General features: G+C 50.4%; 15 protein-coding genes and 1 tRNA gene. 7 read left to right on the forward strand and 9 right to left on the reverse strand.

What is annotated here, in order from left to right; translation table 11 throughout:
* Positions 1–5 precede the first annotated feature (5 nt).
* Positions 6–1,016, forward strand: coding sequence for an NAD-dependent epimerase (locus tag PsAD26_RS15865; protein ID WP_063311234.1), 1,011 nt, complete (start codon positions 6–8; stop codon positions 1,014–1,016).
* Positions 1,017–1,037: 21 nt separating this feature from the next.
* Positions 1,038–2,324 carry a nucleotide sugar dehydrogenase gene (locus tag PsAD26_RS15870; protein WP_063311235.1) on the forward strand — a complete coding sequence of 429 codons (1,287 nt, stop codon included), beginning with the start codon at positions 1,038–1,040 and terminating at the stop codon, positions 2,322–2,324.
* Positions 2,325–2,379: 55 nt separating this feature from the next.
* Here PsAD26_RS15870 and tgt read toward each other — a convergent pair whose 3' ends face one another.
* From tgt to gyrA, 6 genes are all read right to left on the reverse strand, one after another.
* Positions 2,380–3,561: a tRNA guanosine(34) transglycosylase Tgt gene (gene tgt, locus PsAD26_RS15875; RefSeq protein WP_063311236.1), complete on the reverse strand. Its 1,182-nt coding sequence runs from the start codon at positions 3,559–3,561 to the stop codon at positions 2,380–2,382.
* On the reverse strand, positions 3,558–4,643 hold the full coding sequence (gene queA / locus PsAD26_RS15880; RefSeq protein ID WP_063311237.1) for a tRNA preQ1(34) S-adenosylmethionine ribosyltransferase-isomerase QueA: 1,086 nt from the start codon (positions 4,641–4,643) through the stop codon (positions 3,558–3,560). The genes tgt and queA overlap by 4 nt, the downstream gene beginning before the upstream one ends.
* 273 nt (positions 4,644–4,916) lie before the next feature.
* The gene (locus PsAD26_RS15885; protein WP_093521872.1) at positions 4,917–5,378 is read right to left on the reverse strand and encodes a peptidylprolyl isomerase; all 462 of its coding nucleotides are present in this window, start codon (positions 5,376–5,378) and stop codon (positions 4,917–4,919) included.
* Positions 5,379–5,433: 55 nt separating this feature from the next.
* Entirely contained in the window at positions 5,434–5,940 is a 507-nt protein-coding gene (locus PsAD26_RS15890) for a peptidylprolyl isomerase (protein ID WP_063311238.1), read from the reverse strand.
* Between the two features lie 199 nt (positions 5,941–6,139).
* Positions 6,140–6,643, reverse strand: a complete 504-nt coding sequence (coaD, locus tag PsAD26_RS15895) for a pantetheine-phosphate adenylyltransferase (RefSeq protein WP_063311239.1) — start codon at positions 6,641–6,643, stop codon at positions 6,140–6,142.
* A gap of 256 nt (positions 6,644–6,899) precedes the next feature.
* Complete coding sequence (gyrA, locus tag PsAD26_RS15900; RefSeq protein ID WP_063311240.1) at positions 6,900–9,689, reverse strand: DNA gyrase subunit A; 2,790 nt, start codon at positions 9,687–9,689, stop codon at positions 6,900–6,902.
* Between the two features lie 335 nt (positions 9,690–10,024).
* Between gyrA and PsAD26_RS15905 the strand changes: the two genes are divergently transcribed.
* The 3 genes from PsAD26_RS15905 (at position 10,025) to galE (ending at position 12,772) form a co-directional block, all read left to right on the forward strand.
* Positions 10,025–10,657: a MarC family protein gene (locus PsAD26_RS15905; protein ID WP_063311241.1), complete on the forward strand. Its 633-nt coding sequence runs from the start codon at positions 10,025–10,027 to the stop codon at positions 10,655–10,657.
* Positions 10,658–10,768: 111 nt separating this feature from the next.
* The gene (locus PsAD26_RS15910; protein ID WP_063311242.1) at positions 10,769–11,701 is read left to right on the forward strand and encodes a cation diffusion facilitator family transporter; all 933 of its coding nucleotides are present in this window, start codon (positions 10,769–10,771) and stop codon (positions 11,699–11,701) included.
* Positions 11,702–11,782: 81 nt separating this feature from the next.
* Positions 11,783–12,772 (forward strand): UDP-glucose 4-epimerase GalE, encoded by a 990-nt coding sequence (galE, locus tag PsAD26_RS15915; protein ID WP_084403701.1) that lies wholly within the window; start codon positions 11,783–11,785, stop codon positions 12,770–12,772.
* A gap of 64 nt (positions 12,773–12,836) precedes the next feature.
* On the opposite strand, the gene PsAD26_RS15920 is transcribed toward galE, so the two are convergent.
* Positions 12,837–13,196, reverse strand: coding sequence for a DUF192 domain-containing protein (locus PsAD26_RS15920; protein ID WP_244278247.1), 360 nt, complete (start codon positions 13,194–13,196; stop codon positions 12,837–12,839).
* A 194-nt stretch (positions 13,197–13,390) separates the two neighbouring features.
* Positions 13,391–13,972 carry a cold-shock protein gene (locus tag PsAD26_RS15925; RefSeq protein ID WP_063311313.1) on the reverse strand — a complete coding sequence of 194 codons (582 nt, stop codon included), beginning with the start codon at positions 13,970–13,972 and terminating at the stop codon, positions 13,391–13,393.
* Positions 13,973–14,389: 417 nt separating this feature from the next.
* Between PsAD26_RS15925 and gloA the strand changes: the two genes are divergently transcribed.
* Positions 14,390–14,830, forward strand: a complete 441-nt coding sequence (gene gloA / locus PsAD26_RS15930) for a lactoylglutathione lyase (protein WP_063311243.1) — start codon at positions 14,390–14,392, stop codon at positions 14,828–14,830.
* Positions 14,831–15,021: 191 nt separating this feature from the next.
* Positions 15,022–15,096: transfer RNA gene (locus PsAD26_RS15935), tRNA-Glu, on the forward strand.
* A gap of 219 nt (positions 15,097–15,315) precedes the next feature.
* Here the strand turns inward: PsAD26_RS15935 and PsAD26_RS15940 are convergent.
* Positions 15,316–15,747, reverse strand: coding sequence for a single-stranded DNA-binding protein (locus tag PsAD26_RS15940; RefSeq protein ID WP_063311244.1), 432 nt, complete (start codon positions 15,745–15,747; stop codon positions 15,316–15,318).
* Between the last annotated feature and the right edge of the window lie 363 nt (positions 15,748–16,110).

Here is a 16,110-nt window from a genome sequence, read left to right on the forward strand (position 1 = left end):
GTGAAATGGAAAAAGTACTTGTAACAGGCACTGCCGGCTTTATCGGCAACGCTGTAGCCCTCCGTCTGTTACAAGATGGCTATCATGTCATCGGCTTGGATTGTGTCACAGACTACTATGATGTGACGCTGAAGGAAGAGCGACTGAAACGCCTCACATCCTCTAACCATTTCACAGAAGAGCGGATCAGGCTTGAAGATGCAGAGGCTGTTATGCGCATCTTCAAGCAACATGCACCGTCAAAGGTCATTCATCTTGCTGCTCAGGCAGGCGTGCGCTATTCGCTGGAAAGCCCTCAATCTTACGTCGATGCAAACGTCACTGGCTTCTTATCCATCTTAGAAGGCGCTCGCGCTCATGGTGTAAAGCATCTGGTCTATGCGTCCACCAGCTCTGTCTACGGGCTGGATGAAACGATGCCATTATCAACGCACCGTGGCGGCAATCATCCGGTTTCATTCTATGCGGCTACCAAAAAAGCCAACGAGGCCATGGCCCATTCCTATGCCCACCTCTTTGACATCCCTTGCACAGGCCTACGATTCTTTACCGTTTACGGTCCTTGGGGGCGCCCGGACATGGCTCTGTTCAAATTCACTAAAGCAATCTTGGAGGGTAAACCCGTTCCGCTGTTCAACCACGGCAACATGATCCGCGACTTTACATACGTGGATGATATTGTGGAAGGCATTGTGCGGGTTGCAAATCTCCCCCCAAAACGCACGGATGATTGGGACGGGAAAGCAGCTGACCCAGCAACATCAAGCGCGCCTTATCAGGTCTTCAACATCGGCAACAGCGATCCAGTACAGTTAATGGATTACCTTGCCGCTATCGAAGATGCGCTGGGCATGACCGCAAAGAAAGAGTTCTTACCATTCCAGCCTGGAGACGTTGCAGCCACCTTTGCTGATGTTACGGATCTAATTGAGACAACGGGCTTCAAACCGCAAACCTCCGTAAAGGCAGGGGTTGCAAACTTCGTCAAATGGTATCGGGATTACTACAATGTGTAGGACATCCCAAGGTGCCATTTTATGGAAGAAATCGTCTCAGTTGTCGGGCTTGGCTATGTAGGCTTGCCTGTTGCTTGTGCGTTGGCGCATGCAGGTATCAAAACCATTGGTTACGACATAGATCGTCACCGGGTCCAAGAGCTTCTCGAGGGAAATGATAGAACTGCCTCTGTCAGCAAGACGGCTCTTTCTTCCAAAAACCTGACGCTCACGTATTCCGCGCCTGATATCAGACAGGCGCGGATCCACATCGTTGCAGTTCCCACTCCAATAAACATCTCCAAACGCCCTGATCTCGGCCCAATCAAAAAAGCCTCCAAAATCGTTGGGGCATTCATGAAGCCCAACGACATCGTAGTGTTCGAGTCTACAGTTTATCCCGGCGCTACTGAAGAGATCGCGATCCCCCTTTTGCAACGAGAGTCCGGCCTGCGATTTCAAAAGGATTTCCAGATTGGATACTCACCCGAGCGGATCAATCCCGGCGACAAAAAGCACACGCTTTCTAATTTGCTCAAAATCGTCTCAGCCAGTTCAGAGGATGCACTTGAAACACTGGCCGAGCTATACGGAAAGATTGTCAAAGCAGGTGTTTACAAAGCCTCATCCATCAAAGTCGCAGAGGCAGCCAAGGTCATTGAAAATACACAGCGTGATTTGAACATAGCGCTCATGAATGAGCTCTCCATGCTGTTTCATGCCATGGATATCGATACTCGCGATGTTCTGGAAGGTGCTTCAACCAAATGGAACTTCCTGCCATTTCATCCCGGTTTGGTCGGCGGACACTGTATTGGCGTTGACCCTTACTACCTGACAGATAAAGCACACCAGCTTGGTTTCTCCCCGCAAGTCATCCTTGCAGGACGAGGAACCAATGAAAGTATGAGCAAGTTCATTGCAACAGAAGTCATTCAAGGCTGCGTAAAGCTTGCACGCCCCATGCCACCTCGTATTGCCATATTGGGCATCACATACAAGGCAGATGTGCCTGATACGCGAAATTCCAAAGTAATCGACCTGATCCGAGAATTGGAGCGCTTCGGAGCCCACATCTTCGCTGTTGATCCTTTAGCCGATCCGGAACACACGAAGGAGCACTTTGGCGTTGAGCTCTACCAGGAAACTCCGCCAGGTGACTGTGATGCGGTTATTCTGGCAGTCCCCCATCATGTTTTCTTCGAAAACGAAGAACCTTGGCATGTGATGGAACGGTACTTAAGTGCAGAAAAAGTCTTTGTGGCTGATCTTCACGGTCTTTTGGAAAGGGCGAAAACCCCAGAACATGTGCTTCTATGGCGCCTATAGAAAAGGCTTGGGCATTCTCACACCCAAGCCTTCGTAGTTTCATGTTCGCTGAAGCTTATGACCAAACATAAGGCTCAAGATCGCCACGCGCCCAGTCTTCTTTGGTCTGCTGGCGGAATTCCTCAAACCGACCTTCATCAATCGCATCACGGATGCCCTGCATCAGGTACTGGTAGTAAGCGAGGTTGTTCCAGGTCAACAGCATTGCCGCCAGGCCTTCATTCACGCGCACCAGATGATGCAGATAAGCGCGGGAGTATTTGGAGGTTGCTTCACAATTGGATTGCTCATCCAATGGGCGCGGGTCTTCAGAATGACGGGCATTCTTTAGGTTCACCTTACCAAAACGCGTGTAAGCCAAGCCATGGCGGCCAGCACGGGTTGGCATCACGCAGTCAAACTGATCAATACCACGCGCGACACTTTCCAGAATATCTTCTGGTGTACCAACACCCATCAGGTATCGTGGCTTATCCTTTGGCATCGCTGGCGTCGTAATTTCCAGCATCTTCAGCATAACAGCTTGAGGCTCCCCCACGGCCAGACCACCAACGGAATAACCTTCCATCGGAAGCTCACCGAGACGCTGAGCAGATTCAACCCGCAGATCCGGCACATCACCGCCCTGAACGATACCGTAAAGACCTTGCCCCTTTTCTGGTCCACCCATTTTCTCAAACTGAGCACGGGAACGTTCAGCCCAACGCAGAGACAATTGCATCGCACGTTCAACTTCGGCTCTCTCAGCAGGAAGCGCAATACACTCATCAAGCTGCATCTGGATATCAGAACCAAGCAGGCCCTGAATTTCAACAGAACGCTCCGGGCTCATGAAATGCTTAGACCCATCATGGTGAGACGAGAAGGTTACGCCTTCTTCCGTCATCTTGCGAAGACCAGACAGAGACATCACCTGAAACCCACCGGAGTCCGTCAAAATGGTATGATCCCAGCCCATGAACTTGTGCAGGCCGCCAAGCTTGGCAATCCGTTCAGCAGTTGGACGCAACATCAGGTGGTACGTATTACCAAGAACAACATCCGCACCCAAATCACGCACCTGCTGCGGATACATAGCCTTAACAGTCGCCTGAGTACCAACTGGCATAAACGCGGGCGTACGAACCTTACCATGCGGCGTTGTGATTTCACCGCGGCGCGCCATGCCATCTGTTTTCAGCAGCTTAAAGGAAAACGGTTTGGTGTCCTGCTGTGTTTCACGAGATGTTTCGGTCATTTTGAAGCCTTCTTGAACAGCAGCGAGCTGTCTCCATAACTGTAAAAACGGTAGCCAGTGCTGATCGCATGCTCATAAGCAGCGCGCATTTCGTCCATGCCACTCAATGCGCTCACAAGCATGAACAGCGTAGAGCGCGGCAAATGGAAGTTGGTCATCAGCGCATCAATGGCTTTGAACTGATAGCCTGGCGTAATAAAAATGTCGGTGCTCTGAGAAATCGGGTTGATCACGCCATCCTCAGATACTGAACTTTCCAGAATGCGCAGCGAAGTTGTGCCAACAGAAACAATCTTGTTGCCACGAGCACGTACAGCATTGAGCGCCGCAGCTGTTTCACTGCTGATCTCGCCATACTCGAAATGCATCTTATGGTCTTCAGTCTTGTCGGCTTTGACTGGCAAAAACGTTCCAGCGCCCACATGAAGCGTCACAAAGTGCTTCTCAATACCGCGCTTTTCAAGGGCAGCAAACAGCTGGTCCGTAAAATGCAAGCCAGCAGTGGGTGCAGCAACAGCACCCTCATATTTTGCGTAGATGGTTTGATAGTCTTTGCGATCCTGATCGTCTTCTGCACGTTTGGCTGCAATGTATGGCGGCAACGGAATGTGCCCTACCTGCGCAATCGCAGCATCCAACTCACCGGCAGAACGGTCAAACTCAAACAGAATGTCGCCTGCTTCGGATTTCTCAGTCACAACAGCAGAAAACTCTGCAGTATCTTTGCTTTCCTCATCAAAAGCAAAACGAACAGTATCGCCAACTTTCAGTTTCTTAGCTGGACGAACAAAGGCACGCCATTCCTTCGCGCTGGCACGCTGGTGCAATGTCACACCAACTTTTGCCGTCACGCCATCACGTGAGCGGAAGCCAAGCAGCTGTGCCGGAATAACTTTTGTATCATTAAAGACGAGTGCGTCACCCGGCTCTAAAAGATCAGGCAGAGACAGCACCTGATCATCTGTCAGCAGTTGCTCACCATCGGGGCGCACCACCAACAACCGTGAACTATCACGCGGAACTGCCGGGCGGAGCGCAATGTTTTCCGGCGGCAGATCAAAATCAAAATCATCAACCAGCATAGGGTATCCAGCTTTACAAAACAGCAACTCAGCGCCGCACAGTATGTGGTCGCCATCTCCGTGCTGTCTTATTGGAATTATTGCTAAATCCGTTTGTTCTCTGCAGGCCTTGCTGTCACCTGTCCCGCAGTCAAACGATTGAAGCCAGAGGGAGATACCCCCTGACGCGATTTAGGTCAACCTGTTTAGAATAGCGCTGCGTCCATTTGCATGGCCCTAACAAAAAGGCCCGGCAAAATGCCGAGCCTTTTATAATTCGCAGTGCGTTCGCTATTAAGCGTCTGCAGCAACCTTCAAAGATACGATCTTATCTGGGTTGGAAACAGGTTCACCACGTTTGATCTTGTCAACGTTGTCCATACCTTCGACAACCTGACCCCAAGCGGTGTACTGGCCATCGAGCCAGGATGCATCGCCGAAGCAGATGAAGAACTGGCTGTCGCCGGAGTTCGGATCCATAGAACGAGCCATGGAGCATGTGCCGCGAACGTGTTTCGCATCGTTGAACTCAGCTTTCAGCTTCTTGCCAGAACCACCAGTACCTGTGCCCTGTGGGCAGCCGGTCTGAGCCATGAAGCCGTCAATCACACGGTGGAACACGATGCCGTCGTAAAAGCCTTCACGTGCCAGCTCTTTAATTCGAGCAACGTGGTTAGGTGCCAGGTCAGGACGCAGTTCAATAACAACGTTACCCTGAGTGGTTTCCAGCAGCAGTGTGTTTTCTGGATCTTTGATATCAGCCACGGGACTGTCCTTTATCTTAGAATAAGTCTGAGTGCAGACATAGCCTCTACTTGGCGTCTGCCGCAACCTGCATTTTGATGATCTTATCAGGGTTACGAACAGGTTCGCCGCGTTTGATCTTGTCTACAGCGTCCATTCCGGAAACCACGTCACCAAATACGGTATACTGACCATCAAGCCAGGACCCATCATTGAACATGATAAAGAACTGAGAGTTCGCACTGTTCGGGCTGCGGGAACGCGCCATGCCAAGAGTACCGCGCTTAAACGGAGCCTTGGAGAACTCAGCTTTCAGGTCAGGCATTTCAGAACCACCCATGCCAGTGCCGGTTGGGTCACCAGTCTGCGCCATGAAGCCGTCAATCACACGATGGAACACGATGCCATCATAAAAACCTTCACGCGTAAGCTGTTTAATACGCTTCACATGCTCAGGTGCAAGATCAGGACGCAGCGCAATTTCGACGCGCCCGTCTTTCAGGTCCAGATAAATCGTGTTTTCAAGATCTTTCGCGTTGGCAGTGAATGGCATCATAAATGCGCCCACAACCATCGCACATGCTGTCAGGATACGTAGCAAGATTTCTGTCCTTGTCTTAGTCAAGGCGTACCTCCCAAACTCCCAATTGGCTTTCGAAAAGAGGTACGCATACAAAACAAAATTTAGCGGGTGTTACGTGATTGCACATAAACGCGACGCGCTAAAAAAGTCTAACCCTATCAAATAGGCAGTCTTTTCTGTTGCGTTGTTTTTAAGCAATCTCAAAGCGCTTTTTGAGCGCAGCCTCAACACACTTGGGGACAAACGAACTGTAATCTCCCCCCATCTTTGCAATCTGGCGTACCAGTGTAGCCGTAATGGGGCGCATCACAGGTGAGCTTAGAAAAAATACGGTCTTGATGTCAGGAGCCATCGCCCCATTCATTCCAGCCATTTGCATTTCATAGTTGAGATCGGTTGAATCTCTAAGTCCGCGCACCAGAATGTTGGAGCCATGCTCCCGTGCGGCGTCCACGACAAGCCCCGTAAAGGAGACAGTGCGAATACGAGCAGCATTCTCTGCTCCAAACTGTTCTTCACACGCAAGGCGGATCAACTCTACGCGTTCTTCAAAGGAAAACAACGGGGCCTTGGAAGCCTGAATACCAATGGCTACAATCACCTCATCAGCTAAAACCAATGATTGTTCCAGAATGTCCAGATGGCCATGTGTCATAGGATCAAAAGACCCCGGATAAAGTGCAATGCGCTTCATATAATCTCTCGCGTCACAAATGCCTCTCCCCATAAGCATCATAAATGACACCTACCTCTCGGGCGTTGGCGCGATTGAACCCATTTTCCCCATGCGTTTCAAGCTATTTCTGACAATGAGACCATAGCATTTAGGGCTGCTCCTGCAGAATTTGACCTATAGTTGGGACAAACTGCAGTGCCCTACTCACGGATCAAAGGACCAGAAACAAAAAAGGCGGAGCACATGCCCCGCCTTTTTCTAAAATCTACAGCACTTACTCAGCGCTTGGCGTTTCACCGCCGTCACCCTCAGGTGCCGGAGCGTCGCCAGCCTCTCCAGTGTCGCCACCAACCTCAACGACGTCCTCAGCTTCAGCATTCTCATCATCATCAGCTTCGCTAATGCGCTCCACCGCAACAACTTGCTCTTCAGCAGAGGTATTGAACACGGTCACACCTTGTGTCGAACGACCTGCAATTCGGATGCCGTTAACCGGGCAACGGATCAGCTGTCCACCATCGGTCACCAGCATAATCTCGTCGCTGTCCTCACTACGGAAAGACGCAACCAGGCGGCCATTACGATCATTCACCGTCATCGCCGCGATCCCCTTACCGCCGCGACCGGTAGTGCGGTACTCATACGAGCTGGTGCGCTTGCCATAACCCTTTTCAGAAACAGTAAGAATGACTTCTTCACTCTCGTCCATCTCTTTAAAGCGTTCTTCGGAGATGCCCGCGTCCTCAAAGGACACATTATCTTCTGCTTCCTCACCGCGCATTGCACGGGAAAGCTTCAGATAAGCCGTCCGCTCTTCGGAATCGCACTCAAAGTGACCAAGGATCGTCATAGAGATGACGTGATCACTCTCAGCAAGGTTGATCCCACGAACACCAACAGAGTTACGGCCAGAGAACACACGAACATCCGTTGCCGGGAAGCGAATACACATACCCGACGAGGTCGTCAGCAGAACATCATCGTCTTCCGTTGAAGTCATAACGTTGACGATGCCATCACCCTCTTCCAACTTCATGGCGATCTTGCCGTTTTTGTTGATCTGAGCGAAGTCTGAAAGCTTGTTCCGGCGGATGGTTCCACGCTTGGTCGCAAACATCACGTCCAGCTCTGCCCACGTTTCCTCGTTCTCAGGAAGCGGCAAAATAGATGTGATGCGTTCACCCTGCTCTAAAGGAAGCATATTGACCAAGGCATTACCACGTGCCTGAGGACTAGCCAAAGGCAGGCGCCAGACTTTCATCTTGTAAGCGATACCGCGAGAAGAGAAGAACAGAACCGGCGTATGCGTATTGGCAACGAACAGACGAGTTACAAAATCCTCGTCTTTCGTCCGCATGCCAGACCGGCCCTTACCGCCACGGCGCTGCGCACGATAGGTGTCCAGAGGAACACGTTTGATGTAACCGGTATGAGATACGGTCACGACCATATCTTCACGCTGGATCAGATCTTCATCATCCAGATCTCCGCCACCATCAGTAATTTCTGTCCGCCGCGGCGTCGCAAACTCATCACGTACTTGTTCAAGCTCGGTACGAACGATCTGAAGAATACGCTCACGGCTACGCAGAATATCAAGATAATCCTTGATCTCCGTCGCCAGCTTGTCGAGTTCATCGCCAATCTCGTCACGGCCCAGAGCAGTCAGACGCTGCAAGCGCAGATCCAGAATGGCGCGAGCCTGATCTTCAGAAAGTTTGAACGTACCATCTTCCTGAATAGCGTAGCGTGGATCATCAATCAGCTGGATCAGCGGCTCAATGTCTTTTGCTGGCCAGTTACGCTCCATCAGCTGACGACGCGCAGTCGCTGGATCAGGTGCTGTGCGAATAAGATGAATAACATCATCAATGTTGGCAGTTGCAACAGCCAAACCTACGAGAACATGAGCACGATCACGTGCTTTGTTCAGAAGGAACCGGGTCCGGCGACCAATAACCTCTTCACGGAAAGCAATAAACGCTTTCAGCATATCCTGCAGCGCGAGCTGTTCAGGACGCCCACCATTCAGAGCCACCACGTTACAACCAAAGCTCTGCTGAAGCTGAGAGTAACGATAAAGCTGGTTCAGGATAACATCAGGAACCGCATCACGCTTCAGCTCAATAACAACGCGCATGCCCCGGCGATCAGATTCGTCGCGAATGTCAGAGATGCCCTCAATCCGCTTCTCACGAACAAGCTCTGCGATCTTTTCGATCATAGAGGATTTGTTCACCTGATAAGGGATTTCAGTGACAATCAAAGCCATACGGCCTGAGCGGATTTCTTCCGTCTCAACCCGGCTGCGCATAAGAACGGAACCACGTCCGGTCTCATAAGCTGATTTGATGCCAGCACGGCCAAGAATAATACCACCGGTCGGGAAGTCCGGACCCGGGATAATTTCCATCAGCTCTGGCAGAGTGATTTCAGGGCGCTCGATCATTGCGATCGTGCCATCAATCACTTCACCCATGTTATGCGGCGGAATATTGGTCGCCATACCAACAGCAATACCGCCAGCACCGTTTACCAGTAGGTTCGGATAGCGTGCTGGGAGAACTTCAGGTTCCGTCTCTGAGCCATCGTAGTTCTCATTGAAGTTCACCGTATCTTTGTCGATATCGGAAAGCTGTGTCTGAGCAACTTTTTCGAGGCGACACTCTGTGTAACGCATCGCTGCAGCACGGTCACCATCAACCGAGCCAAAGTTGCCCTGCCCATTAATGAGTGGCAGGCGCATGGAAAAATTCTGCGCCATACGAACAAGAGCATCATAAATCGCACTATCACCATGTGGGTGATATTTACCCATAACGTCACCAACGACGCGGGCGGATTTACGGTAGGGCTTGTTCCACTCATATCCGTTTTCATGCATAGAATACAGAATACGGCGGTGAACCGGCTTCAAACCATCACGAACATCGGGAAGCGCACGGCTCACAATCACGCTCATTGCGTAATCGAGATAGCTGCGCTTCATTTCATCTGTGATAGAGACGGGCCGAATGTCGCTGGGTAGGCCACCTGGTGGTGTACTTAAGTCCTGATCTGCCAAGGATTATTCTCATCAATTTTAAGTCAGAATTCCTAGCCTTTATAGCCGATTCAAACCGCAGAACCAAACGCCACATGCCCTGAAAAGGCACCTAATAACAACTACCTTACCCCACGACCTTATTGGCAGCAGGTTACTAGGCCTTTCTACACAGTTTCGTTGCTCAAAAGCATCGCTCTTCCTCATAAAAATACTAAGCTATACGCAGGTTGAGCAAAATCCTATCAAACTCTTGCCAAATACAACTTTGTCTGGTAGCGCCCTCTCAAGAACCGCAGAAATGCGGGTAAAAGCGCCCAAAAGACGGGCTAACACCATATACAAGGTAAAGCGCAATGCTCATTGAGTTCCTCATCAATGCATTTGCCATGCTGTTTGTCACCATCGACCCGATTGGCCTGGCTCCAATTTTTCTGGCCGTAACCGCCGGGGCAAGCAGTGTTGAGCGCCGTCAGATCGCGATTAAAGCCGTGATCATTTCTGGCATCACGCTCCTGGCATTTTTCTTTGCCGGACGCCAGCTTCTGGAAGTTCTCGGCATTTCTCAAGCTGCATTTAAGGTTGCTGGCGGCCTTCTGCTATTCATCATCGCGACTGAGATGGTGTTTGAACATCGCCAAAAGCGTAAAGCTGAAAGTGCGGAAAAGGTTGTCGAACAGGAAGACCTGTCTCAGACAGCTGTGTTCCCACTGGCTATTCCGCTCATTGCAGGTCCGGCAACTATCTCTGCAATCATCCTGCTCGCCGGGCAGGCGCCGGGTTTCGCAGGCCAGATGAGCCTGATCGCAGTCCTCCTTTCTGTGCTTGCACTCAGCTTCTTTGTGTTTCTGCTGGCAGCGCGCATCGATAAACTGCTTGGCTCAACAGTTCAGCTCATCATCACCCGTCTGTTTGGTGTGATCCTCGCAGCGCTGTCCGTTCAGTTCGTCGCAGACGGCATCTTCTCTTTAATCGAGATGCATTCATAATTCAGGCGAGCGCCCATACCTCTTGTGGGCGCTCTTCTCTCTAAATGAGATAGAGCTTGCAGTCCCCAATCCCCTTCGTAAAGTCACCCTTGTATTATACGGAGGATTCGAATGGCTGCCCACGGCTCAAAAAAAGTGATTTTCGCCGCCCTTGCTGGCAACACACTCATTTCAATCACCAAATTTGCTGCCGCAGCCTATACCGGGTCTGCCGCAATGCTGTCCGAAGGCATTCACTCGCTCGTTGACACGGGAAATCAGGGCCTCCTGTTGCTTGGCATGAAGCGCGCTGAAAAACCTGCAGATGAAAAACACCCGTTCGGATACGGCTCAGAAATTTACTTCTGGGCATTTGTCGTCGCTATCATGATTTTCGCGGTCGGCGCAGGTATTTCACTCTACGAAGGCATTCAGAAAATCCTCAATCCTCACCCGATTGAATCTGCCCTGATCGCTTATATCGTTCTTGGACTCGCAATCATTTTTGAAGGCTGGGCCTGGATGGTCGCCTACAAAGAGTTCAAGAAAACCAAAGGCAAGCGCCCTTTCCTTGCGGCTGTGCGCGACAGCAAAGACCCTACAGTTTTCACAGTGCTTTTCGAAGATACAGCCGCAATGCTCGGCCTGCTCGTAGCACTTGTCGGCATCTACGGCGCTCAAGCTTTGGGCATCGCATGGCTTGACGGCGCAGCATCAGTCGTAATTGGTCTAATCCTCGCAGGCACGGCCTTTGTTCTGGCACTGGAGACCAAAGGCCTCCTCATCGGCGAAAGTGCTTCAGACGAGCTAGTCGCATCCGTGCGAGAAATCCTGCAAGCACCTGCAGCTGTAAAGGGCGTGAATGAAATCCGCACACTGCACCTGGGTCCGAATGACGTCCTCCTCGCAGCCTCTCTGGATTTCGAAGATGCCCTGACAGCAGGCGGAGTTGAAGAGGTCATTTTCTCACTGGAAGACACGATCAAACGAACGCAACCACTGATCGGACGCGTGTTCCTGGAAGTTCAAGCCGCCCGCGATCACCAGATTCTTGAGGGCGAATAATCAAGACTAATTCTTTTGCATAGAGATCAGCTCGTAAGCGCTCTATGAAACACACCTATTTTGAAAGTCTTGGAGCAGACAATGACCATACTTGTAACAGGCGGCTGCGGATATATTGGAAGCCACATGACGTGGTGCCTTCACGACGCTGGAGAGGATTTTGTCGTCATAGACAACCTGTCCACTGGCTTTGATTGGGCCATCCCGCAAAGCACAAAGCTTTACGAAGGCGAAATCACAGATCTTAATCTGCTCCAAACGATCTTTCGCAACCACGAAATCACTGCGATCATTCACTTCGCTGGTTCAATCATTGTTCCAGAATCTGTATCTAACCCATTGAAATATTATGAAAATAACACAGCAGCCTCGCGCACATTGATTGAAGCTTGCGTAAAAAATGGCATCAAGCATTTCATTTTCTCATCAACCGCAGCTGTTTATGGCGATCCAGAAGTTATCCCAGTTTCTGAAGATACGCCACTAACCCCCTTAAGCCCTTACGGCACCTCAAAACTTATGACAGAACTTATGCTGCGCGACACCGCCGCTGCGCACGAGTTTAAATACACGGCTCTACGCTATTTCAATGTGGCAGGCGCAGACCCTGAAGGTCGCACTGGCCAATCCACCAAGAATGCGACCCACCTGATCAAAGTGGCCTGCGAAGCTGCTCTCGGCAAACGCACCCATCTCGGCATTTTTGGCGATGATTTCGACACAGCAGATGGAACCGGAGTGCGCGATTACATCCACGTTTCCGACCTTGCAAGCGCACACTACCTCGCCCTAAAACGCCTGCGCGATGGCGGAGATAGCATTATCATGAACGCAGGCTACGGTGACGGCTATTCAGTCCTTCAGGTCATTGACGCTGTGAAAGCCGTATCAGATGTTGATTTTGAGGTGAAAAAAGAGCCGCGCCGTGCTGGCGACTCTCCAAAAGTTGTCGCAGACAACTCCAGAATCATGAGCAACCTGGATTGGAAGCCCCGCTTTGATGACCTGCCAACAATCGTAAAGCACGCGCTGGATTGGGAGAAAAAGCTCCAGTTCAAAAACAGTCTTTAAACGCTATTGTGCCGGCTGAACTCCTCAGTCGGCACATTTTCCTGCGAACCATTCGACACTTCATCTATGGGATACGAATAACGCGATCTCCGGGCTGTATGCCCAATTCAGCCGCGCGCCCAGCCACCACCTCTAAAACATATTGAGCAGGCAAACCGGAAGGAATAATCTCTTCCGAGTACGGCACTGTATTTGCAGCAATACTTTTAACTTTATAATCAGACCCGATGAAGATGATATCAAGCGAAGTCGGCGTATTTTTCATCCAGAAATATTGAAGACCCGACTGCGGGAAAATGAACAGCATCCCTTGATCAGCCGTCAGATCCGTTCGGCCCATCAAACCTTGAGCCCTGTCATCAGGCGTTTCAGCGACTTCAACCTGAAACTCATGCGTTCCATTGGCACTACGCACTTCAAGCATCTCAGTTCTCATACCCGCAGCAACCGCTGATGTCATACCCAGCACAACAAAAATGAATGCAATTCGAAGAACCGTCATATAGCCTTAAACCTCGTTTTCTTTAGCATTGAGCCAAAGAAAAACCCTTGGCAAGTCGCCAAGGGCTTAAAATCAGCAAATCTCAGGAATGTGATCTGAAAATCGTCAGACTCTCATCAGTGGGATGCCGGAATGTGAGTACCACTACCAACAGGCCGAACTTCTGCAGCCATCTTGCCTTTTGGCCCATCACCAAAGCGCACCTGCACCTTTTGGCCGGGCCGCAACTCCGTAATACCGAAGCGGCGCAATGTTTCCATATGAATAAAGATATCTTCCGTTCCCTCGCCGCGCGTTAGGAAACCAAAGCCCTTGACCCGGTTAAACCACTTCACTTCCGCGTCGATAAAGCTACCCTCTGGCGTCACCTGCACGTGTGTCCGGGAAGGTGGCAGCTGAGAAGGATGAACCGCATAACTCTCATCCATGGAAAGAATGCGCATCGCCTGCAATCCGCGCGGACGATTAAGCACCTCGCAAACAACACGCGCGCCTTCATACGCCGTCTGATAACCGTCTCGGCGCAAGCATGTAACATGCAACAAGACGTCAGGCAGATCGTCTTCTGGCTCTACAAAACCATAGCCTTTGCCAATATCAAACCACTTGATTGTTCCTGCCACCTGAAGAACATCTAAGGCTGTATCGTCAACCAGGTCCTCGACAGAGCCTACCTGAGGCGCCGTTTTTACCACCATGATGAATGCCCCGAAATTTGCCGCATCTGAAATGTAACGCTCGATCAAAACCGAACACCACTTGATTCCACAAAAAGAATATCATTACGCCCGACGGCAAAAAGGTAAAAAATTAACAAAGAGCTAAATGATCCCCCATTGATTTGGTTAGTGTTGTCCTATCAACACCATTTACCTGAAGTTTGGAGGGGGTATAGCTAACACTACTGAAGATTTTATCCCATGAATCCCCGCGTTACTTTCAAAGTCTCCGCTTGTCATCAGATACACACTATTGCGGAGCATACCTTGCATATCCTGAATTCAGAAATACTGGACACCCTTCCCTCTCAGCATTTTTCACGCTAGCTTCGCCCAACTTCAACCTCTGCTGGTTCTCACTTCACAGAGCCAATCCCATAAAAGAAAGAGTTCGACATGCGTTATCTACACACCATGGTCCGCGTCAAAGACCTTGATGAATCCCTGAACTTTTATTGCAGTATCTTTGGGCTGGAAGAAGTACGCCGCCACGAAAGCGAAGCTGGCCGGTTCACGCTGGTCTTCTTGGCCGCATCTGAAGATAAAGAGAACTTCAATGCATCCTCCGCCCCAACCCTTGAGTTGACCTATAACTGGGATCCGGAAGAATACGCCGGAGGGCGCAACTTCGGTCACCTCGCTTATGAAGTCGACAATATCTATGAGACCTGCGAGAAGCTGCAGGCAGCAGGCATCACCATCAACCGACCACCCCGTGATGGTCGCATGGCATTCATTGTTTCTCCAGATGGGATTTCCATTGAGCTTTTGCAAAAAGGTGGAAGCCTTGAGCCAGCTGAGCCATGGCTCTCTATGAGCAACACCGGCAGCTGGTAATTCCAGCACAAGCTTTTCAGCGTCTCAACTTCAATTGAGGCGCTGAAATCTAACAATAATTGAGAAAAGAATAGACCAAATCCATATTTGTGGATTGTTTGAATTATAAAATTTTAAGCACTAGACAATATCCTACTGAAAACTTATAAGCCTCCTCACACAGCGCGCCACATGCGCAGATGCTGTAGAGTGCGCCCATCGTCTAGCGGTTAGGACGCCGCCCTTTCACGGCGGAAACAGGGGTTCGATTCCCCTTGGGCGTACCAATTCTTTCCCTTTAATTTATTTCGTTTGCTAGCATTGCGTTTCTGCGCGTGCTGCTTCTCTTTTATTTTAAGAGTACACACCCAAGCAGACATTTCACCACACCTCAAGCCAGCACTTCTAGTCGCGCCCTCCCTTTAACAAGACTTCGCACCAGAGCACAAAAAAGCCCGGTAGTGAAACAATGCTCACTCCGGGCCATCTTGAATTGCCTGCTTGGCTTAGAACGGAATTTCGTCGTCCATTCCACCGCCGAAACCGCCAGATGGTGCTTGACCACCTCCGCCGCCACCGCCTTCGCCGCGACCATCAAGCATAGTCAGCGTAGAGTTAAAGCCCTGCAGAACGATCTCGGTGGAGTATTTATCCTGGCCGCTCTGGTCCTGCCATTTGCGGGTTTGCAACTGACCTTCGATGTAAACCTTGGAGCCTTTGCGCAGGAATTGCTCGGCAACCTTTGCAAGACCCTCATTAAACACAACAACACGGTGCCATTCGGTCCGCTCACGGCGCTCGCCGCTATTACGGTCACGCCAGCTCTCCGAAGTAGCGATACGCAAGTTGACGATCGGACGACCGTCCTGCGTACGGCGAATTTCCGGATCTGCGCCCAAATTTCCAACCAAAATGACTTTATTGACGCTACCGGCCATTGAATTACTCCTAAGTCTGAACTCGCCCCAAGTTTAAGCGAGTTAAGTTGGCAAGTAACCTATGCTCCGCGCTCTACAATTCAAACAGACTTTCTCAAAGCCGCAGTGGTTGTCCACATTTCCTAGGCTTTCAGTCGGAATATCAGGCGCCCGCAAGCAAGGCTCTCTGCTCGTTCTATTTTTGTTCCGACACATTGCCTTGCAAAACTGCCAAGTTCAACTCTCAATTTTTCTAAAAGACAATTTTACGCGAGCAAACTCAAAAAGGCTTGCTCCTTAAAATTGTTCCGTTTATGTTCCACCTGATTTCCAGCGCTCATTCTCCTGCATTTTGAGGATCGCGCCCAGACCTGTTTTGCTTTT

The sequence above is a fragment of the Pseudovibrio sp. Ad26 genome (assembly GCF_001623285.1).
GTDB classification, from domain to species: Bacteria; Pseudomonadota; Alphaproteobacteria; order Rhizobiales; family Stappiaceae; genus Pseudovibrio; species Pseudovibrio ascidiaceicola.